This is a genomic window from Agromyces cucurbitae (assembly GCF_058349945.1).
Genome location: NZ_JBYRES010000002.1, coordinates 188,190 through 209,485 on the forward strand (window position 1 = coordinate 188,190; position 21,296 = coordinate 209,485).

Below are 21,296 nucleotides of genomic sequence, written 5' to 3' on the forward strand. Positions count from 1 at the left end.
TCGACCGCCGTCAGTAGCCGACGATCGGCCCGAACGCGTCGGCGAGCGGTGCCCGGTTGACGCCGCGGAGCTCGTCGACCGAGACCGTGAACGCATCCTGCACCTCGAGCGACTGCGAGGCCGCGTCGGTCACGCCGATGCGGCGCACCGGGTAGCCCCGGCCCTCGCAGAGGCCGCGGAACTTCACGTCATCCTCGCGGGGGACCGTCACGATGACGCGGCCCGTCGACTCACTGAACAGCGCGGTCGCGAGGTCGAGGTCGCCGTCGGCGAGCACGTCGCCGAGGAACACCCGGGCGCCGACGCCGAAGCGCGAGACCGCCTCGGCGAGGGCGATCGCGAGACCGCCGTCGGAGAGGTCGTGCGCCGAGTCGATGAGGCCCTCGATCGTCGCGGCCGAGAGCAGCTCGGCGAGCGTCTTCTCGGCGGCGAGGTCGACGGCCGGCGGGCGGCCGCCGAGGTGGCCGTGCACGACGCCGGCCCAGGCCGAGCCGTCGAGCTCGGCCTTCGTGTCGCCGAGCAGGTAGATGTTGTGGCCGTCGTCCTGCCAGCCGCTCGGGATGCGGCGGGCGACGTCGTCGATCACGCCGAGCACCGCGATGACGGGCGTCGGGTGGATCGGCACGTCGCCGGTCTGGTTGTAGAAGCTGACGTTGCCGCCCGTGACGGGGATGCCGAGCTCGAGGCAGCCGTCGCTCAGGCCCTCGACCGTCTCGGAGAACTGCCACATGACCTCGGGGTTCTCGGGCGAGCCGAAGTTCAGGCAGTCGCTGACACCCATCGGCACGGCGCCGGTCACGGCGACGTTGCGGTACGCCTCGGCGAGGGCGAGCTTCGCGCCCTGGCGCGGGTCGAGCTGCGAGTAGCGGCCGTTCGCGTCGGTCGCGACCGAGACGCCGAGACCCGACTCCTCGTCGACACGCACCATGCCGGCGTCGTCGGGGTAGGACAGGGCCGTGTTGCCGAGCACGTACTTGTCGTACTGGTTCGTCACCCACGCGGCATCCGCCTGGTTCGCCGAGCCCACGAGCTTCAGGAACTGCTCGCGGATCTCCTCGGCCGTCGCCGGGCGGTCGAGCTTCGCGGCCGTGTCGGCCTGCAGCGCGTCGATCCAGGTCGGGTAGGCGACGGGGCGCTCGTAGACGGGGCCGTCGACGGCGACGGTGCGCGGGTCGACGTTCACGATCTCCTGGCCGTGCCACATGATGCTCAGGCGGCCGGTGTCGGTGACCTCGCCGAGCACGCTCGTCTCGACGTCCCACTTCTCGACGACCTTCAGGAAGCCCTCGAGCTTCTCGGGCTTCACGATCGCCATCATGCGCTCCTGGCTCTCGCTCATGAGGATCTCCTCGGGCGTGAGCGTGGGGTCGCGCAGCAGCACGTCGTCGAGCACGATCGACATGCCGCCGTCGCCGTTCGACGCCAGCTCGCTCGTCGCGCACGAGATGCCGGCCGCACCCAGGTCCTGGATGCCCTCGACGAGATCCTGCTGGAACAGCTCGAGGCAGCACTCGATGAGCACCTTCTCGGCGAAGGGGTCGCCGACCTGCACGGCGGGGCGCTTGGTCGGGCCGCCCTCGGCGAAGGTGTCGGAGGCGAGGATCGACGCGCCGCCGATGCCGTCGCCGCCCGTGCGGGCGCCGAAGAGCACGACCTTGTTGCCCTGGCCCTTGGCGTTCGCGAGGTGCAGGTCTTCGTGCCGCAGCACGCCGACCGCGAGGGCGTTGACGAGCGGGTTCGCCTGGTAGGTCGAGTCGAACCAGGTCTCGCCGCCGATGTTCGGCAGGCCGAGGCAGTTGCCGTAGAAGCTGATGCCGCTCACGACGCCGTGCACGACGCGCGCGGTGTCGGGGTGCGAGATGTCGCCGAAGCGCAGCGCGTCCATGACGGCGACCGGGCGGGCGCCCATCGAGATGATGTCGCGCACGATGCCGCCGACGCCGGTCGCGGCGCCCTGGAACGGCTCGATGTAGCTCGGGTGGTTGTGCGACTCGATCTTGAAGGTGACGGCCCAGCCCTCGCCGATGTCGAGCACGCCGGCGTTCTCGCCCATGCCGACCATGAGGTTCTTCTTCATGTCGGGCGTGACCTTCTTGCCGAACTGGCGCAGGTAGATCTTCGACGACTTGTACGAGCAGTGCTCGCTCCACATGACGGAGTACATCGCGAGCTCGGCGCTCGTGGGGCGGCGGCCGAGGATGTTGCGGATGCGCTCGTACTCGTCGGGCTTGAGGCCCAGGGCGGCGTACGGCTGCTCCTTCTCGGGCGTCGCGGCGGCGACCTCGACGGTGTCGAGCACCGGGGCGGTGGCAGCGGTCGTGGCGGTGGTTTCGGTGGTCACGAGTGGCGAGCTCCAGAGAACGGCGGCGGGGCGGATGCCGCGGGGCGGATGCCTGACCGTGCCAGTCTACCGGCCGTGCTCAGGTGAGCAGGCCGCCCCGGGCGAAGCCCGGACCGGCGAGCTCACCGGGCCTCAGTCGGCGGTCGAATTCGAGCCCGACGAGTTCGTGCCGGTCGTGTTCTCGGCTTTCGAGACCGCGTCGGCCTTCTTCTTGGCCGGCGGCACCTCGGGCAACGGCTTGCCGTGGCCGCTCTTGGCCGCGGGCGTCTGCGGCAGCGGCTTCGCCGTTCCGGTGGCCTTCGGCGTGCCGCCCGCCCCGCTCGACGTCGCCGAGGCGTTCGTGGTCTGCGCGCTGTTGATCGCGGGGGTTCCCCCGGCCGTCGCGTTGCCCGTGTCGCCGGTGTTCGCACTCGCCCCGCTGTTCGCACCGCCCGACGTGTTGCTCGCGGCCTTCTCACCCCCGAACTTCGCACGCTTGCCGTACGGCGCGCCGATCTTGACGGTGCCCGCGTCGAGGTCGATCTCGATGAGCGGGTTGGGTTCGAAGATCTCGGCCATGTCCTGCCAGTCCTTGGCGGCCTTCTGGTACGCGCCGACGCTGAGCTTCGCGAACGATCTCGGCATCTGGTTGGCGAGGCCCGGCTTGACCCCCGCAGCGCGGTAGGCGGCCGCGCTCATGCCGGCGGCCATCGAGGCGGCGGAGTTCTCCCACGCCGTGCGGACGACGTCGTTCGCCTTCGCGATCGTGAACAGCGCCCCGCTCGGGTCGGTGTACCTGATCGCGTTCGAGCCCGCATACGCGTAGGAGGCCTGCAGCTCGGGCGATGCGACGAGCCCGAACGGATCACTGAGCGCCGGATCGACGGTCAGGAACAGCTCGCGCCGCGCGTCGTACCAGCGTTCGCCGAAGTCCATCAGGCTGCGCCGCTCGTCGGTGTAGGCGCCCGCGTACTGGTAGGGAGTGCGGTACACCGTCGAGTGCTCGTCGATCCAGACCTCACCGGTGGGGAAGTATTCCTGGTGCTGGAACGTCTGCCCCGTCGCATCCGTCACGACGTTCGTGCTGCCCTGCAGGTCCTTGTGCAGGAAGTACCGCTGGCCCTCTTCCTCGTACGGGTCGTCGCCCGGGTCGCGCTGCTGGGCGATGAGCTCGTCGTCGACCCAGATCTGCTTCGTGAGCTCGTTGCCGTTGCGCACCGTCACCCATGGGTTGATGAACGCCGTCTCGCCGTTCGGGCCGCGCTCGATCACCCGGCGGCCCTCGTCGTCGTAGGCGTACTCGGTCGTCTCGCCGTACTCGTCGACGAGCACCATGTGCCCGGCCCAGTCCCACGTGATCTCGCGGGCGATCTTCGCCTTCTTGCCGGAGCCGCTCACGATCTGGAACAGCTCGCCGTCGGCGTCGTAGTTGAACGTGTCCTGGCCCTGGGTGCTCACCTGGTGGGGGCCTGCCGACGTGAAGGTGCGGTCGAACGAGTACGAGGTGTCGGACTGCACCTTGCTGCCGATCTTGTCGACCTGCGCCTTCTTCACGACGTTGCCGGCGTCGTCGAAGTCGAGATCGAACGTGTAGCTTCGCGTCGCCTTCCAGACCTTCGCCGAGCCGGATGCCTCGACCAGCCGGTCGTACGGATCGTACGTGTACGTCATCGAGACGGGGCTGCCGAACAGGTTCGCCACCGTCGAGGGCACGTCGTTGGAGTACTTCATCGGGTTGCCGACGACGTCGTACTCGTACGTCTGGTCCTGGATCTCGGTGTAGTGCGCCGGGTTGCCCTTGAGGGGACGGTCCGCCGACACGGTGCGCACGTTGTCCATCCACCGGGTCTCGTCGTCGTAGTGCCACGTCGTCGTCGCGCCGTTGCCGTAGTCGATCGCGGCGGGCACGAGGAACTCGTCGTAGCGCCGGTCGTTCACGTAGTCGTAGTGCCACGTCGTCGGCTCGTCGGTGTAGGTCGGGTTGCCGTCGGCGTCGAGCACGGGGTTGCCGTCGGCGTCGAGCACGGGCACCTTCACGAGCCCCGGCTCGTCGCCCACGACCGACTTCGTGAGACCGCCGGCGTCGTAGTCGTAGGTGAGCACCTCGCCGTCGGGATACGTCATGGTCTTCACGCGGCTGAGGCCGTCGTAGTCCCACTCGGTCGTCCACTGGAACCTCGGGTCGCCCGGCACCCAGTTGTGCAGCTTGATCTCGCTGAGCTGGCTCGTGGTGTTGCCGAGCGCGTCGTAGCCCAGCGTCACCACGCGGGCCGGGTCGTCGATCTGCACGATCCGGCCGGCGCCGTTGTCGGGTGCGCCGGCCTCGCCGTACGTGTAGGTCACGTCGGGCGTGTCCTCGGGGTAGTCGATCGTCACGAGGTTCTGCAGCTCGTAGCCGTACTTCGTCATGAGCGCCTCCTCGCGGAGCGTGCTCGACTGGTCCCTGATGACCTTGCCCTCGGCGTCGTACCAGGTCTTGACCAGGCCGCCGTCGGGGGTCTCGGTGCTCAACTTGTTGCCGACGCCGTCGTACGTGTGGGTCGTCGTGTCGCCGGCGATGTCGACGACCTGCAGCAGTTGCCCGAGCGGGTCGTACGAGTACGTCGCCGTCTTCGGCGCGAGCAGGTCGGCCGGGTCGGGGGTGGCCGCGTTCAGCGGCTGGTCGTCCATCCGCAGTTCGTTGCCGCGGATGTCGGTGAACGTCGTCGTCACCCGGCCGCGCGGGTCGGTGCTCGAAGCCTTCATCACGGATGCCGCGTGGCCGGCGACGTCCGCCTGCCCGAAGCCGTACGCGGTCGTCGTGGTGCGCGCTCCGGGCTCGACCTGCTTCGTCTCCTGGTCGAGCAGGTTGTATTCGCGCACGGTCTTCGTCGAGGCATCCGAGGTCGCCGTCTCATACGTCGTCTGCGCGACCGTGTCGAACGTCGGACGGTAGGTCTCGACCTCGTGGCCGAAGACGTCGTACACGACGGCGCCGCTCACGACGCGGCCGACGGCCGGCGCGCCCTGCGCGTCGACGACGCGCGCGTCGCGCTTCTGCTGCGTGATGCGCCCGATGCCGTCGGCGAACTGCACCGTCTCGATCGGGTCGGCATCGATGTCGTCGCCGTTGAACACGTCCGCGTGGCGGGCGATCGCGTAGCTGTAGCCGCCGGCCGTCGCGTCGGGGTGGTACTCGTACGTCACGGCATCGGCCTGCAGCGCGTTCGAGATCGAAGCGATGCGCCCGAGGTCGTCGTACGTGTACGAGGTCGTGTTGTCGTTCGCATCGGTGCGGCTCGCGACGAGGCCGGAGGCCCAGTCGAACGTCGCCGTCGAGGTCATGCCCGTGCGCAGGGGGTCGGGCGTCGTGGCGATCTCGTAGTCGAGGAACACGTCGACCTCGTCCTGGCTGTCGAAGTCGTACTCCGTCACCTGCGCGATGTTCGCGTGGCCGACGTTCGTGTCGTAGACGTACTCGACGGCGTAGCGCACGCCGTCCTCGCCCTCGGGGTAGACGATGCGGTTGTAGCTGCCCCACGCGTCGTACTGCAGGTCGGTGACCGCGGTCGGGGGGATGTGGGTTACCGGGTCCTCGGTGTCGCTGATGCGCTCCTCGAGGTGGGTGACCGACTGGTTGTCGCAGACCGCGTCGCTACCGTCGCGCTGGCGCAGGATGCCGCCGCCCGCGTCCTTCACGGTGATGACGGCGGGCACGCTCACCCAGGTCGGGCACAGGTCGGGGGAGAAGAGCGGCGATGCCTGCTCGTCGGTCGGGGCCGGGTAGTAGTCGGTCTCGTCGAAGCAGCCGAGGCCGGTGTCGTACGAGCCGTCGTCCGTGAACTCGACCTCCGACGACGAGATCCGGCAGTCGGAGTAGTCGATGGTCGTGATGACGTCGTCGGCGTCGGTCTCGAGCTCGCCGCGGTCGACCTGCTCGAGCACGTTGCCGAGGCCGTCGTAGGCGAACGCGGTTCCGGTCTCGTTGCCGACGGTCGTGCCGTCCGCCGCGAAGTAGCGCTCCTCGCTGTCGACCACGAGCGGCGCATACGACCACGTGAGCGCCTCGGTGCCCGTGAGCACGTTCGTCGCCGTCGGCACGTCGATGAGGTCGACCTCGGCGAGCGGATCGAATCCGTCGCCGACGCCCTGCACGTCGCGGAAGCCCCACTCGAGGCTCGCCGCTCTGAGCGCCTTGCCGCTCGCCTCGTCGCGTACGACGGTCGACGTCTCGAGACCCGAGAGGAACACGTCGTGGTTGAGGTACTCGGTCTCCGTGGTGCGCTTCGGGGTGCCCTGCTCGTCGAGCTCCTGCTCGGTGATCTTCGCGAACCCGAGCGACTGGCGGAACAGCCGGTCGAACCGCAGGTCGTCGTACGCGAACGTCGAGGTCGAGACATCCGCGCCGTCGCCCGGCCGGCCGTCGTCGACGGCGACGCGGCTGAGCGCCCACGTCGAACCGGGGTGCTTCACCGTGTTGCCGTACCGCTCGTAGTCGAGGCTGACGGTGCCGCCGAGCGGGTTCGAGTACGAGCGCAGCAGGTTGGTGCGACCGGTCGTGTTGCGCTGCACCTTCACCTCGTGGTCGTCGGTCGAGGAGAGCGAGTCGACGAAGCCGTCGCCGTCGATGTCCTCGAGGGTGACCTCCGAGAAGCTCGACGAGTTCTGGTACGACGCGCCCGGGTTGATCACGAGGTAGCAGAGCGGGGCGGGAAGGCAGAGCGGACCGGCGTAGACGGTGAAGTCGACGCTGCCGGCGACGCCCTGCGAGCGGTCGTACGACACCTGGGGAGCCTTTCCGAGACCCGCGACGCCGACGCCGTCGGCCGAGGCGAACGTGCCGAACGCGGCAGGGTTCGCGAGGCCCGAGCCCGTGCTGATCTGCACCTTCGGCTGGCCCGCCGCCGACGACTTGAGCAGGCGGTCGGGGATGCCGTCGCCGTTGACGTCGACCCACGCGGACTTCGCCATGTCGTAGTTCCAGTTGAACGCGACGCCTCCCGAGAACTCGCCCCACGGGGTCGCGAAGCCGGCCGAGGCGCTCGCGCCGATCGACTCCTGGGTGTTGAAGCCGCCGTTCGCGAGCGGCAGTTCGGCCTCGGAGAACGCATAGCCGAGGTTGTAGCGCACCGAGGTGCTGTCGGCGTCGGTCGTGACGACGTCGGGCAGGCCGTCGCCGTTGACGTCGGCGAGCTCCTGCGACATCGTGGCGGTGTCGCCGCCGCCGAGCGGAATGAGGGAGCGCTCGCCCGGCACGCCGTAGTCGGCCGAGAGCGGGCCGCCGGCGGGGCCGTTCGGGTTCGAGAACGACAGGTCGAAGCCGCCGCCGATGTCGACGCCGAAGCCGGCGCCGAGACCGGGGTCGCTGTCGCCCGCCTTGCTGCCCTTCGACGCCGCATTGCCCTTCGTCGTGTTCGTCTTGCCCTTGTTGCTGCCCGAGATGTCGATGAGCCCCGACTCGAGACCGCCCGAGAAGCTGACCGTGAAGTCCTGGTTCACGTGGCCCGAGCGCGGCTCCGGGTCCTCGATGTTCTTGTACAGCAGACCGCGCTGGCTCGTGTACTGCACGTTGCCGGGGGTGATGACGTCGGGGTAGCCGTCGCCGTTGAGGTCCTCGTAGTCGACGAGGCTCCAGCTCGGGCCGACGCCGATCGACCCGCCGAGCGGCCCGAACCCGAAGCCGACCGACAGGCTCGGGCCGGTCACCGAGATGCGGGTCACGCCTCGCCCGTCGCCCGTGTCGCCGATGCCGAGGGAGGCGGTGTCGCTCGAGAGCCGCGACGATCGCATCCGGTCGGCCGAGGCGGCGAGGTTGTCGCGGGTGCCGCGCCACTGGGGAGCCCCGAGCGGGTTCGCCTCGGCTCCGAGCGAAGCCGGGTCGAGGAGCGGCAGGTAGGCGTACGAGGGGTCGATGTCGGGCTCGGCCTCGCACCCGCTCACGTCGCCGTCGCACAGGCCATCGAAGTCGCTCGGCGGCATCGCGGCCTGCTCGGCCTCGGGGTCGATCACGAACGCGTCCTCGTCGATCGGCAGGGTCGCGAGGTCGCCGTTCGCGGTGTAGCCCGCGACGCCCCAGCCGCGGTACGCGAGCGGGAAGATGCCCTGGAGACCCGTCCAGGTGATGACGACCGGCGGTTCGACCTCTTTCGGTACGGCGTCGCCTGTGCGGAGCGTCACCGAGAAGTCGTCCGACGTGAGCGCGTCGGCGAGCGCGGTGTCGCGCGAGCTGAGCTCGAACCAGTACTTCCGGTCCTTCACCAGTTCGAGCGGCTCGGTCAGCGTCACGCTCGTCTGGTCGAGGCTCGCGACGAGCTCGACCGGCTGCTTCCACAGCGACCCGTCTTCGCCCTTGACGCTCAGCACGGCCTTGCGCGAGGGGAGCTGCTCGGGCAGCGGGGAGAGGGTCGCGTGCTCGATCTGTATCGACTCGTACGTCCCGGTCGCGCTCGCAGCCCACGGCGCGATCGGCTCCGCGGTCGACCGGTTCGGGTACTGCTCGATCTCGGGCGCGAGGTCGAGCCGCTTCGTGTCGGTCAGCACCCCGTCGATCTCTCGCTGCACCTCGATCGGCTGCCCGTTCGCGTCGGTCGCCTGGGTGTAGTGGATCGCCGGGTTCCATGAGACCGCGGTCAGGTCGATCGACGAGTCGACGGCGAGGTGCGAGTGCACGGTGTCGGTCTCGGAAACGTCGTCGGGGTCGTCGGGGTCGGCCGCGACCGGGGCGGCCACCTCGACGTCCGCGGCGAACTCGACGGTGCCGACGAAGTCGTGCGGGATGACGCCGTCGACGATGTCGACGTCGGCCGTGCCGTCATCCGGCACGCCGACCGCGGTCGGGATGTCGAGCGAGGCGTCGGTCAGTGCGTCGTTGTCCTCGTGCTCGACGACGAGACGCAGGTCGTCGCTCGTCGCCTTCGACTTCACGACCGTCGCGGTGAAGCGCACCGTGCCGTCGTACGGCATCACGACCCGGGTGTTCGGCCGGCCCGACAGCGTGAAGTCGTCGGCGATCGAGTACACGGTCTGCGAGAGCGCGTTGACGTCGAGCGGCACCTCGACGGGCGGCTCGGGGTTCTCCTCCTCGGCGTCGTCGTCGGGCGGGGCCGAGCCCTCGTCGACGACGGCGTCGTCGCCGATCTCCGTGTAGGTGACGCTCGGCGCCCAGACCACCTCGTCGTGGGCGCCGTTGTCGATCGACCCCACGCGGAAGTAGAGGTGGTCGCCCGCGTCGACCTCGCGCTCGATCGGCTCGGTGAACGCGACCGCCTCGTCGTCGGGAGTCGCCGGCAGGTCGAGCACGAGGTTCGCGTCGGCCAGCTCGTCGGCCTCGTGCTGGATCGCCACCCGCACACCGTCGTCGCTCGCGACGGCCTGCGGTGAGTCGAGCTCGGCCGAGCCCTCGATGCGCACGGTGCCCGTGAACGGGGCGATCCACCGCCGCACCGTGTCGATCGGCGGCGACGCCGCCTGCAGCTTCTGCTGCAGCGCATCGATCTCGCTGGAGTCGATGACCGGCGCCGCGCCGCCGTCGGCGAGCGGCACGGGGGTGAGTTCCGAGCCCTCGAGGAAGCTCGGCACCCCGTCTTCGAGCCGGTTGAAGTAGACGGTGCCCTCGTGCACGAGGTCGGGCAGGCCGTCGGCGTTGACGTCGGTGAAGTACACGTCGCTCCACGCGACCGCGCCGCCGACGCCGAGCGAGGCGGTGACGACGATGTGCGCCTCGGCGGCGATCTGCAACTGGAACTCGTGGTCGCGCGACAGCCCCTTGCCGGTGAGCGTGGTGAGCTTCTCGCGGTCGCCGAACCGCGGTTCGCCGTCGGGGCCGCCGAGGTTGAGCCGGTAGTAGACGGTCTGCGCGGTCGCCCGGCCGCCGTCCTTGAACACCTTGTCGGGCAGGCCGTCGCCGTTCAGGTCGATGAACTCCTCGATGCCGTCGGTCTGACCGCCGCCCACCTGGATCGACCCGCCGAACGAGCCCACCTTCTGGGGCACGAACGGGTTGAACCCGATGTAGGCGTGCCCCTCCGCCGAGTTCGACTCGGACCCGCCGAGCGCGCCCGGCTTCACGTTCGTCTCGAGGGCGACGCGGTCGCCGAGGTCGTCCTCCCGCTCCTCGGTACCCGGGTCCTCGATGTCGCCCGAGTCCCACGTCGAGCCGGTCTCGTCGGCCTTGAAGCCGGCGTAGCTCACCTTCGGGTCGTCGGAGTCGGGGTCGTCCTCCTCGGCGTACCCCACGTCGTTGAAGTACTCGAAGGTGTGCGTGACCGCCGACGGCGTGCCCGCGCCCTGCGTCACGGCCGACAGCAGGCTCTTGCCGAACGGCCCGGTCGCGTAGCCGAGGTCGTAGCGCGTCGCGAGCTGATCGCGGTCGCGATCGCCGTCGGCCTCGAGGTCGCCGTACCAGACCTCGACGCTCGCGAGCCGTTCGGCGAGCAGGTCGAGGTAGCGGCCGGTGCCGTCGAGCGTGACGTCGTCGCGCAGCTCCGTCGCCCGCACGAACCGGATCTCGTACGGCGGCTGCTCGTGGTAGTCCGGCTCGGGCAGGGGGCCGTCCCCATCGGGGTCCGGGTGGTTCTCGTCGGAGACCTCGGCGGCCTCGGTGTAGAAGATGCTCTGCAGGTACGTGTGGCGGGCGCACATCGTGTCGCCGTCGTCCTCGCACGAGGCATCCCGAACCCAGGCCTCGTCCTCCTCGTCGAAGCGGTACTTCTCGAGGTCGTACTCGTAGCGGATCACGTTGACGCCCACGTCGCGCTGCGCCGAGAGCAGCCACTTCACGATGTTGCCGTCGTCGTCCTTCACGACCGCGTCGGGGTCGAGAGCGCCCGTGTTCGGCCCCGGTTCGTCGGCACCCTGCGTGCCGCCCATCGGCCCGCCCGCGTCGGGCTTCGCACCGTACCAGCGGATGCCGCCGTCCTTGTCGCGGACCTCCCACCAGTAGTTCTTCGGGCTGTCGCCGTGGCGGATGATCTGCTCGTACTCGGTCTCGACCTGGCGGGTGAAGTCCTGGCGGTCGGCGATGCGGTCCTCCCAGGCGTCGCCGAGCGCGTTCGGGACGAGCATCGCCCCGTCGAGCGAGTACGACTCCGACTCCTTCGCCGCGTCGAAGTACGGCACGCCGTAGCTCGTGTCGACCTCGACGGTGCCGACGCCGAGATCCCAGCCGAGGCCCGTCCAGCTCGGCTCGGTCTCCGAGACGTAGTCGAGCGACAGCTCGGGTGTCATACCGCGGCCCTGCGGCACGATGAGCGGGTACGACAGTTGCGCGCTGCCGTCGGGGGATGCCTCGGGGGCGTCGATGAGCGCCAGACCCTCGGTCGGGTCGGCGTACTGCAGGCCGTCGAACGAGCCGTCGCCGAGGTCGTCGGGCGTGAGCAGCGACTCGCGTGCGAGGGCCTCGCCGGGATCGACGGCGCCCCCGAACCCGCCGGTCGCGGCGAACGCACCCGTCGCCAGCAACCCGAGTACCGCGACGACCGCCGCCGTCTTCACCGCCGTGCGCTTCGCAGACATCGTCGTCCTCCGTCAACCGCTCCGGCCCGCGCGCGGGAATGCGCCGGCCGAGGCCAGTCGACCCCACAACTGGTGCCGTGTCATGAAGGAAACCTTCAACTACCCTTCAAGCGGGGGACGGCGTCGGCGACGCTCGGCGCCGCCTGGGGATTCCGAACGGACGAACAGGTGTCGCATGACCGGGCGATCGGGCGGTGCAGCGGCATTCGTCGTGCCCGCGTCGTTCTTCTTCGACGGGCACCGCTTCGAACCCGCCACCGGCACGCTCGCGGTCGGCGATGACCGGTTCCACCTCCGGCCGAAGACGGCCGGCGTGCTCACCGCGCTGCTCGATCGGGCGGGCGGGCTCGTCACGAAGGCCGAGCTCATCGACGAGGTGTGGGACGGCGCCACGGGCGACGAGTCCATCGCCGTGTGCATCGCCGAACTGCGGCGGTTCTTCGGCGAACGGGCGGACGCACCCCACTACGTCGTCACGGTGCACCGGCGCGGGTACCGCTTCGGCGTCGCGGTGACGACGACGCCCCCCACGGATGCCCCGGACGCGCCGCGTCCGGTCGGTCGGGCGCACGAACTCGCAGCCCTCGACCGGTGGGTCGCGGCATCCGCCCGCGGGGATCGCGTCGTCGGGTTCATCGCGGGTGAGGCCGGCTCCGGCAAGTCGACGCTCGTCGGCGAGTTCCTCGCCCGGCTCGACGAGCGCGGGCAGCCGCTCGTGGCCGAGTCGCGCTGCGCTGCGCTGATCGACGGCGTCGCGGCCGTGCCGCCGCTGCAACCCTTCGTCGACGTGATGGCGGCGATCTGCCGCGGGCCGTGGGGCGCGAGCTTCCGGGAGATCCTTCGGCGCACCGCACCGAACTGGCTGCCGCAACTGTCCGGGCTCGTCGACGAGCCGACCGTCGAGCCCCTCCGGCGCAGGGTCGACCGGTTCGGCGGCCGGCTCGCGCACGAAGCGGCGGCCGCGCTCGACGCGATGTCGGCGATCACGCCGATCGTCATCATCGTCGAAGACCTCCACGTGGCCGACCCCGCGGCGATCGAGCTGGTGGCGCACCTCGCGAACGGTTCGGCGAGGTCGCGACTCGCGCTGCTCGCGACGTACCGCACCGAGAGCGTGCACCGGCACGGGCCGCTCGGCGCCGTCGTCGGGCGCCTGACCGCACTCCGGCGGGCCGAACTCCTCGAGCTCGGACCGCTCGACGCGTCCGAGGTGGCCGGCCTGCTCGCCGGACACCCCGCGGGGATCCGCCCGACCCCCGACGTCGTCGAAGCGTTCCTCGACCGAACCGAGGGCAACGCGATGTTCGTCTCCGCGCTCGCCGACGTGATCGGCGAGCGCGGAGACGGCGCCCCCGACGCGGCGAGCGTCACGGCGGCGGGCATGCCGGTCGAGGTCGAGCGGCTGATCGTCGACCGGCTCGACGGCATGACCGCGGCAGACGAAGCCCTGCTGGAGGCCGCGGCGGTCGCCGGCCAGGAGTGCTCGGTCGCCGAGGTGGCGGCCGCGCTCGGCGTGCTCGGTGCACTCGGTGCCGACGAGGCAGCGGTGGGACGGGCCCTCGCAGCGATGTCCACGCGTACCGGGCTCCTCGTCGAGACCGAGCCCCGGCTGTGGTCGGACGGGTTGATCGACGCGCGTTACCGGTTCGCGCACCGCCTCGTGCAGGAGGTGCTGCGTTCGCGACCGGGTGACGCGCAGCGGATGGCGATGCACCGAGCCGTCGCCCGACGTCTCTCCGCCGGCGGCGCGCCCGAATCGGCGATCGAACGCGCCGCCGAGCATTTCGAGCACGGGCGCGAGCCCGCGTCCGCCGCCGGGCAGTACGCGCTCGCGGCCGAGGCCGCGCTCCGCGGGCTCGACCCCGTCGGCGCCCGCAGGCTCGCACAGCATGCCATCGCCCTCGCCGAGTCGTCTGGCGCGGCAGCGGTGCCGTCGATCGTGAGGCTGCGGCTGCAGCTCGTCCTCACGGTCGCGATCGCCACGGTGCAGGGGCCGTCGTCGGTCGAGTCGGAAGTCGCGGCCGAGGAGCTCGAGGCCTGGTGCGAGGTGCTCGGGGCGTCACCACTCGTCGCCCGCGCACGACAGGTGCTGTGGAGTCTCGACTTCATGCGAGGCGACCTGCACGCCGCGAGCGCGCGGTTCGCGGACTTCGAACTCGCGGCGGCGGGACTCGACGATCCGGCGCTCACCGTGAAGCTTGCCGGTGCGCGCGCCGTCACACTGCTCTTCGGCGGCGCCCCCGTGCCTGCGCTCGCTGTGGTCGAGGCCAGGGCCGGGGCTGCGGCAGCAGGCGATACCAGCGGCACGGGCTGGGAGGTCGAGGCCGCGATCCTCGACCGGTCGACCGCGGCGGTCGCCAGTTGGCTGGTCGGCCGGGCCGACACCGCCCGACGACTCGCGCTCGACGGACTGCGACTCGCACGCGAGACGGGCTCGCCCGACATCGTGTGCCGGAGCCTCTGGTCGGTCGTCGCGGTGCACCAGCTCCGGCGCGAGCCCGAGCTCGTGCATCGGTACGCGGCCGAACTGTCGGCTGTGGCCCGACTCGATGAGCATTCGCGATGGAGATCCGTGGCGGTGCTGTTCGATGGTTGGGCGCACGGCGGGTCGGACGCCGTGATCCGCTGGGCGAACGCGACCGGCAACGCCGTCGAGCACGTGCAATCGGGTGGCATGGAGTTCGGGCGGCCGTACCATCTGGCCGTCGCGGCCGAGGCCGTCGCGGCCACCGGTGATCATGCGCAGGCGACGGAGGCGATCGACGACGCCCTCGCCGCGGTCGCGTCGACGGGCGACCGCTGGTATCTGGCCGAGCTGCTGCGCACCCGCGCCGGCCTTCGACTGGCCGTCACGAAGGGGAGTTCGCGCCGTGGCGACGAGGCCGAGATCGACGAACTCCTCGAGGAGTCCGTCGCCGTCGCCCGCGCCCAGGAGGCGGCGGGGATCGAGGTCCGGGCGCTCACGATGCTCGTGCCCCGTGGTGATCGTGCGATCGACGGTGCGGTGAGTGCGGGCGAGCGGCTCGCGGGACTGCTCGATGAGCTCGGCGGCGGCATCGCCCCGGCCGACCGTCGCGCCGCGGTCGCCGCGCTGAGTTCGGCGACTCCGCTCGAGTCCCTCGAACGCCGCCGAGCCCTGCCCGCGTGACCAGCACATCCTCGGGCGCTGCCGGGGCTCCCTCTCGAACGCTGCCGCGCACCACTCCCGTAAGACGGTTCGCGGTCGTCGCATCCTCGATGGCCTCTCGAACGCTGCCGCGCACCACTCCCGTAAGATGGTTCGCGGTCGTCGCATCCTCGATGACCTCTCGAACGCTGCCGCGCACCACTCCCGTAAGATGGTTCGCGGTCGTCGCATCCTCGATGACCTCTCGAACGCTGCCGCGCACCACTCCCGTAAGATGGTTCGCGGTCGTCGCATCCTCGATGACCCTGGGCGCGCACATCGGCGCGCAGTCCTCGTGGCCGTTCGCGCATTCGCGGAGCCCCGCCCGCGCCACACGAGCGACGTTCGTTCAGGCACGTCACATGACTTCTTCCGTTCCCTCGGTGCATCCCGCGCCGCCGTTCCCGTGGCTCGGGCTCATCGTGCTCGCCGCCGCCGTGTTCCTCTCGGTCACGATCGAGATGCTTCCGACGGGCCTCCTGCCCGACATGAGCAGCGGCCTCCAGGTCGGCGAGCCGCTCATCGGCGTACTGGTCACGGTGTTCGCCGCGACCGTCGTCGTGCTGACCGTTCCGCTCGCCGCGCTCACTCGGCGCGTGCCCCGCCGAACGCTCATCGTGCTCACGCTCGGCGTGCTCGCGCTCAGCTGCCTGCTCACCGCGGTCGCGCCGAACTACCCGACGGTCGTCGCGACCCGCGTGCTCGGCGGTGCGGCGCACGGCCTGTTCTGGTCGGTCGTCGGCGCCTACGCCGGGCACCTGGTGCCGAAGGAGCAGCTCGCCCGCGCGGTCTCGATCAGCGTCGCCGGCGGGTCGGCGGCCTTCGTGCTCGGCGTGCCGCTCGGCACCGCGCTCGGGCAGGCGTTCGGCTGGCGGCTCGCGTTCGCCTCGGTCGGCGTGCTGACCCTCGTGGGCGCGCTGCTCGTGCAGCGGTTCCTGCCGCCCGTGCGGCACCATGCGGGCGAGGCGGATGCCGCTCCCGTGCGCATCCGCAAGGACCCGACGTTCGTGCCCGTCATCGTGGTGTGCCTCATCACGGCGGTCGCGATGGTCGGCATGTACACGTTCTACACGTACATCGCGCCCTACATGACCGACGTCATGGGGCTGCCGTCGACGGCCATCAGCCCGATGCTGCTCGCCTACGGCATCGCCGGCGCGGTGGGCCTCGTGCTCGCGGGCGCCGTGCTCGGGCGCCGCCCGACCGTCGGACTCGTGGTCGCGATGGTCGCGACGGGGCTGGGTGCGGCGGGGCTCGCGGCGTTCCCCGATGTGCCCGTCGTCGGCATCGCGAGCTTCCTGCTGTGGGGCACGGCGTTCGGCGCGCTGCCGACGATGCTCAACACGCGACTGCTGCACTCGGCGTCGGCGAAGATCCGCGACGCGGCGGCGTCGTTCTACACGACGGCGTTCAACACGGGCATCGGCGGCGGGGCGCTGCTCGGTGCCGCGCTGTTCGGCGTCATCGGACTCGCGGCCCTGCCGTGGGTCTTCGTCGCGCTGCTCTCGTGCTCGACGATCGCGCTCGTGTGGACGGCGCTCGTCAACCGCGTGCATCGCTGACGCGCGCGCAAAGTCATCCGCGCTCGTCTCATCGAGAGTGCACTCGTCGCCCTGTTCATGGGCGGCGAGTGCACTTTCGACAGTGGGGATGCGGCGGTGCGGGGTCGCTCGCCGCGGAGTGCCTGTCGAGAGTGCAGTGGTCGCCCATTCGCTGGCAGCGAGTGCACTTTCGGCAGGACGGTGGCGGGCGATGAGCGGCGGGCCCAGGCATGCGACCGCGGACCGCGCGGCGACGCGAGTTGCCTACTCCGCGCGGGAGAAGGCGGCGGCGCGGGCGATCTGCTCGCGCGTGATCGGCACGCCCGTGTAGCGCTCGAACTGCCGCGCCGCCTGCAACGCGTGCACCTCGGCGCCCGAGATCACGGTCTTGCCCGCGGCGCGCCCGGCGACGATGAGCGGCGTCTCCGCCGGGAACGCGACGACGTCGAACACGACGGATGCCGCGGCGATGTGCTCCTCGGAGAACGACAGCGCCGAGGCATCCGCCCCCTGCATGCCCAGCGGGGTGACGTTCACGATGATGTCGGCGCCGCCCGGGGCGGGGTCGTCGGCGATCCACTCGTAGCCGTACTGCGCGGCGAGCGCCGGGCCGAGCTCGGGGTTGCGGGCGAGCACGGTGAGGTGCGCGAAGCCCGCGTCGCGGAAGGCCGCGACGACCGCCTTCGCCATGCCGCCCGATCCGCGCACGAGCACGCGCGACGACGGGTCGAGCTCGTTGTCGGCGATGAGCTGCGCGATCGCCTCGTAGTCGGTGTTCGACCCCGTGAGCACGCCGCCGTCGTTGACGATCGTGTTGACCGACTCGATCGCCGCCGCCGAGGGCTCGACGACGTCGATGAGGGGGATGACCGCCTCCTTGAAGGGCATCGAGATGCTCGCGCCCCGGAACCCGAGCGCCCGGATGCCGCGCACCGCGCCCTCGATGTCGTCGGTCGTGAACGCCTTGTAGATGAAGTTCAGGCCGAGCTCGTCGTAGAGGAAGTTGTGGAAGCGCGTGCCGAGGTTCGACGGACGTCCGGCGAGCGAGATGCAGACCTGCATGTCCTTGTTGAGGATGGGCATGCGTCCATCATCCTCTTGCTCGCACGACGCGACTCGCCGAAAAGTGCTCCTCGACGCTCGTCGAGCAGCATCTCTTGGCGACTCGCGAGCCTTGGCGGGGCGGGTGGGCGGGGCGCGGGCAGGGCGCGTCAGGGGCGGAGTGGGGCGCGGCGGGGCGGGATGCGGCAGGGCGGAGTGGGGAGCGAGCGGGCTCAGCCGACCTTGGGCGGGCCGATCATGAGCAGCACGGCGAACAGCGCGGCGATGCCGACGACCGCGACCACGGTGAGCAGCAGCGGGCGGGCGAGGAACCAGCGCAGCAGGCGGTTCACCCAGTTGCCGTCGGCGGGGTGGTCGGTCGCCTCGAAGCGCCAGTCGCCCTCGAGGTGGCCCTTGCGCACGAGCCACAGGTCGAACGGCACGGTGGCGTAGGGCACGATCGCGGTCAGCACGGCGAACGCGATGCGACCGACGTTCCAGCGCTGGTTGACGCCCACGAGCACCGACTGGAACGCGTACGCGAGGAACACGAACCCGTGGATCGAACCGCCCACGAGCACCGCCCACTCGATGCCCGCCGCGTACTTGAGGATCATCGCGACGATGAGGATCGTCCACGTCACGACCTCGGCGAACGCGAGCCAGCGGTAGAGCCGCTTCGGCGTGAGCGGACTCGGCGGAGCGGTGACGGCGGGGGTGGCGCTCGTGGCGGGTGAGGTGGTCATGCGGTCGAGTCTCCAGACATCGGGGGATGCTTCCATGTTCGCAAGGCCGGATGGCCCGAGGCATCCGTCGAAGGTTTGAAGTCGGTTCGCCCGGGCCCGCCGGAGTAGGCTGCCACGGTGAACGAGCACGACACCCGCGCCCTCGTCGAGTCCCGGCTCGCCGTCATCCCCGACTTCCCCGAGCCCGGTGTGCTGTTCCGCGACCTCACGCCCGTCTTCGCCGACGGCGAGGCGTTCCACGCGCTCGCCGAGGCGCTCACCGCGCCGTTCGCCGGCACGTTCGACGTGCTCGCCGGGGTCGAGGCGCGCGGGTTCCTGCTCGCGGCGGCGGCCTCGGTCGCCGCCGGGGTCGGCGTGCTGCCCGTACGCAAGGCGGGCAAGCTTCCGCGGGCGGTGCTCACCGAGGAGTACGCGCTCGAGTACGGCACGGCCGCGCTCGAGGTGCACGTCGGCGAGCTGCCGCCCGGCACCCGGGTGCTCGTCGTCGACGACGTGCTCGCGACGGGCGGCACCGTGGGCGCCGCGGCGCGACTGATCGAACGGGCCGGATGGCGCGTGGCCGGCGTCTCGGTCGCGATCGAGCTCGCCGACCTGGGCGGCCGCGCCGCGCTGCCCGCCGACCTCGAGGTCTTCAGCCTGCTGCAGTACTGAGCAGAGTCGGTCGAGTAGCGCGAAGCGCGTATCGAGACCACTCGACACTGACAAGAGTCGATCGAGTAGCGCGAAGCGCGTATCGAGACCACTCGGCCGACCGGTGGCCTCGATACGGCGCTGCGCGCCTACTCGACCGACCGGGCTGCGGCCTCGCGCGCCCGCAGGTCCTTGCGCAGGATCTTGCCCGACGCCGACTTCGGCACCTGCTCGATGAACTCGACGACGCGCACCTTCTCGTGGGGGGCGACGTTCGCCGCGACGTGCTCCATGACCCCCGAGGCGTCGAGCGAGGCGCCCTGCTGCAGCACCACGAACGCCTTCGGCACCTCCTGCCCGTCGTCGTCGAGCACCCCGATGACGGCGGCGTCGGCGATCGCGGGGTGCTCGAGCAGCACGGCCTCGAGCACGGCCGGCGCGACCTGGTAGCCCTTGTACTTGATGAGCTCCTTGAGCCGGTCGACGATGCGGTAGACGCCGTCGGCGGTCACGGTCGCGATGTCGCCCGTGTGCAGCCAGCCGTCGGCGTCGAGCATCTCGGCGGTCGCGTCGGGTCGGCCGAGGTAGCCGGCCATGACCTGCGGGCCCCTGATCCAGATCTCGCCGGGTTCGCTCGCCTCGTCGGGCGACGCCGGCACCGCGACATCCTCGCCGGTCTCGACGTCGACGATGCGGGCCTCGGTGTTCGCGAGCAGCAGGCCGATCGTCGAGCGATCCAGGTCGGGGCGCTCGACGGGGATGACGTGCGTGACCGGGCTCGTCTCGGTCATGCCGTAGCCCTGGCAGACGGTGCAGTCGAGCCGCTCGGCGACGAGCTCGGCGAGCGCCCCGTCGAGGGGCGCCGCCCCCGAGAAGACGACCTTCACGCTCGACAGGTCGTACTGGTCGACGAGGGGATGCTTCGCGAGGGCGACCGCGATCGGCGGGGCGATGAACACCCACGTCGTGCGGTGCTCGCTCACGACGCGCAGGAACTCGACGAGGTCGAACTTCGGCATCGTCACGAGGCTCGCGCGCTGGCGGATCGCGAAGTTCAGCAGCACCGTCATGCCGTAGATGTGGAAGAACGGCAGCACGGCGAGCACGCGGTCGTCGTCGTGCAGGTCGATCGAGTCCTGGCATTGCGCGACGTTCGCGACGAGGTTGCCATGCGTGAGCATGACGCCCTTGGGGCGTCCGGTCGTGCCCGACGAGTACGGCAGCACGGCGAGATGCGTCGCGGGGTCGAAGCTCACCTCGGGGGCGGGCCGGCCCTCGCCGAGGAGGTCGGTGAGCGAGGGATGCCCCGGGGCCCCGTCGAGCACGATGATCTGCTCGTCGGGGATGACGAGGCGCTCGGCCGCGGCGGCGGCGCCGGGCAGCAGCGGGCTCACGGTGACGATCCAGCGGGCGCCGGCGTCGCGCAGCTGGTTCTCGATCTCGGTCGCGGTGTAGAGCGAGTTGATGGTCGTGGCCGTCGCGCCCGCCCGCAGGATGCCGTGGAACACGATGGCGAACGCGGGCACGTTCGGGCAGAGCACCGCGACGGTGTCGCCCACGCCCACCCCGCGCGCCGCGAGCGCCCCGGCGAAGAGTTCGATGCGGCCGATGAGCTGCCGGTAGGTCGTCTCCTGCCCGCTCGTGCCGTCGATGAGGGCGACCGCATCGAGCCGCGCCTCGTCGAGTTCGCCGAACAGGTAGTCGAAGACCGACACGTTCGGGATGTCGATCTCGGGGCGGGTGCTCGTGGCCATGCGATCTCCTTCGATCACGTTCGTGCGCGCCGGTCATCGTCGATCGGGCGTGGCACTCATCCTGCTTCACGGTGCGCGCGAGCGGAAGTGTCCGCGTGTTGTTTTGAATGATTCAAGACAACTGCTAGCGTGAGGGCATGCACTCGACGACGGCCTCCGAGCGGCTGCGTGCCGCGGGCCTGAAGGCCACCGCACCGCGCGCGGCGGTGCTCGAGGTGCTCTCGAGCCCCGGTCACCTCGACGCCGAGACGGTGTTCGAGCGCGTGCGCACCGACCTGCCGACGACGTCGCTGCAGGCCGTCTACGGCGTGCTCGCCGCGCTCGCGGGCGCCGGTCTCGTGCGCCGCATCGAGCCGGCCGGGTCGCCCGCCCTCTACGAGGGGCGCACGGGCGACAACCACCACCACCTCGTGTGCACGAGGTGCCACACCGTCGCCGACGTCGACTGCGTCGTCGGCGAACCGCCCTGCCTCGAACCGAGCGATGCGGGCGGCTTCGCGATCCACACCGCCGAGGTCACGTTCTGGGGCCTCTGCGCGAACTGCCGATCGGAGCCGGCGGCCTAGCCCGCGACATCCGACCCCACCGCTTCCGCCGGCCCTACCC

At 70.8% G+C, this 21,296-nt stretch carries 9 protein-coding genes; 4 read left to right on the forward strand and 5 right to left on the reverse strand.

From position 1 onward, the window contains the following. Positions 1–10: 10 nt before the first annotated feature. Together purL and AC3RJ6_RS07800 are read right to left on the reverse strand one after the other, a co-directional pair. Complete coding sequence (gene purL, locus AC3RJ6_RS07795; RefSeq protein ID WP_491426418.1) at positions 11–2,341, reverse strand: phosphoribosylformylglycinamidine synthase subunit PurL; 2,331 nt, start codon at positions 2,339–2,341, stop codon at positions 11–13. Between the two features lie 132 nt (positions 2,342–2,473). After that, positions 2,474–11,812 carry a SpvB/TcaC N-terminal domain-containing protein gene (locus AC3RJ6_RS07800; RefSeq protein WP_491426419.1) on the reverse strand — a complete coding sequence of 3,113 codons (9,339 nt, stop codon included), beginning with the start codon at positions 11,810–11,812 and terminating at the stop codon, positions 2,474–2,476. A 175-nt stretch (positions 11,813–11,987) separates the two neighbouring features. Between AC3RJ6_RS07800 and AC3RJ6_RS07805 the strand changes: the two genes are divergently transcribed. Further along, positions 11,988–14,960 carry an AAA family ATPase gene (locus AC3RJ6_RS07805; protein WP_491426420.1) on the forward strand — a complete coding sequence of 991 codons (2,973 nt, stop codon included), beginning with the start codon at positions 11,988–11,990 and terminating at the stop codon, positions 14,958–14,960. Between the two features lie 380 nt (positions 14,961–15,340). Beyond that, positions 15,341–16,540: an MFS transporter gene (locus tag AC3RJ6_RS07810; RefSeq protein ID WP_491426421.1), complete on the forward strand. Its 1,200-nt coding sequence runs from the start codon at positions 15,341–15,343 to the stop codon at positions 16,538–16,540. A 243-nt stretch (positions 16,541–16,783) separates the two neighbouring features. On the opposite strand, the gene AC3RJ6_RS07815 is transcribed toward AC3RJ6_RS07810, so the two are convergent. Then, positions 16,784–17,602 (reverse strand): shikimate 5-dehydrogenase, encoded by an 819-nt coding sequence (locus AC3RJ6_RS07815; protein WP_491426422.1) that lies wholly within the window; start codon positions 17,600–17,602, stop codon positions 16,784–16,786. 191 nt (positions 17,603–17,793) lie between these two features. After that, positions 17,794–18,306 carry a DUF3817 domain-containing protein gene (locus AC3RJ6_RS07820; RefSeq protein WP_491426423.1) on the reverse strand — a complete coding sequence of 171 codons (513 nt, stop codon included), beginning with the start codon at positions 18,304–18,306 and terminating at the stop codon, positions 17,794–17,796. A gap of 117 nt (positions 18,307–18,423) precedes the next feature. Here AC3RJ6_RS07820 and AC3RJ6_RS07825 point away from each other — a divergent pair, with 117 nt between their 5' ends. Further along, complete coding sequence (locus AC3RJ6_RS07825) at positions 18,424–18,957, forward strand: adenine phosphoribosyltransferase (RefSeq protein WP_491426424.1); 534 nt, start codon at positions 18,424–18,426, stop codon at positions 18,955–18,957. Positions 18,958–19,085: 128 nt separating this feature from the next. On the opposite strand, the gene AC3RJ6_RS07830 is transcribed toward AC3RJ6_RS07825, so the two are convergent. After that, on the reverse strand, positions 19,086–20,690 hold the full coding sequence (locus AC3RJ6_RS07830; protein WP_491426426.1) for an AMP-binding protein: 1,605 nt from the start codon (positions 20,688–20,690) through the stop codon (positions 19,086–19,088). Positions 20,691–20,827: 137 nt separating this feature from the next. Here AC3RJ6_RS07830 and AC3RJ6_RS07835 point away from each other — a divergent pair, with 137 nt between their 5' ends. Beyond that, a complete protein-coding gene (locus AC3RJ6_RS07835; protein WP_491426427.1) occupies positions 20,828–21,256 on the forward strand; it encodes a Fur family transcriptional regulator in 429 nt (142 codons plus the stop codon). Positions 21,257–21,296: the final 40 nt, after the last annotated feature.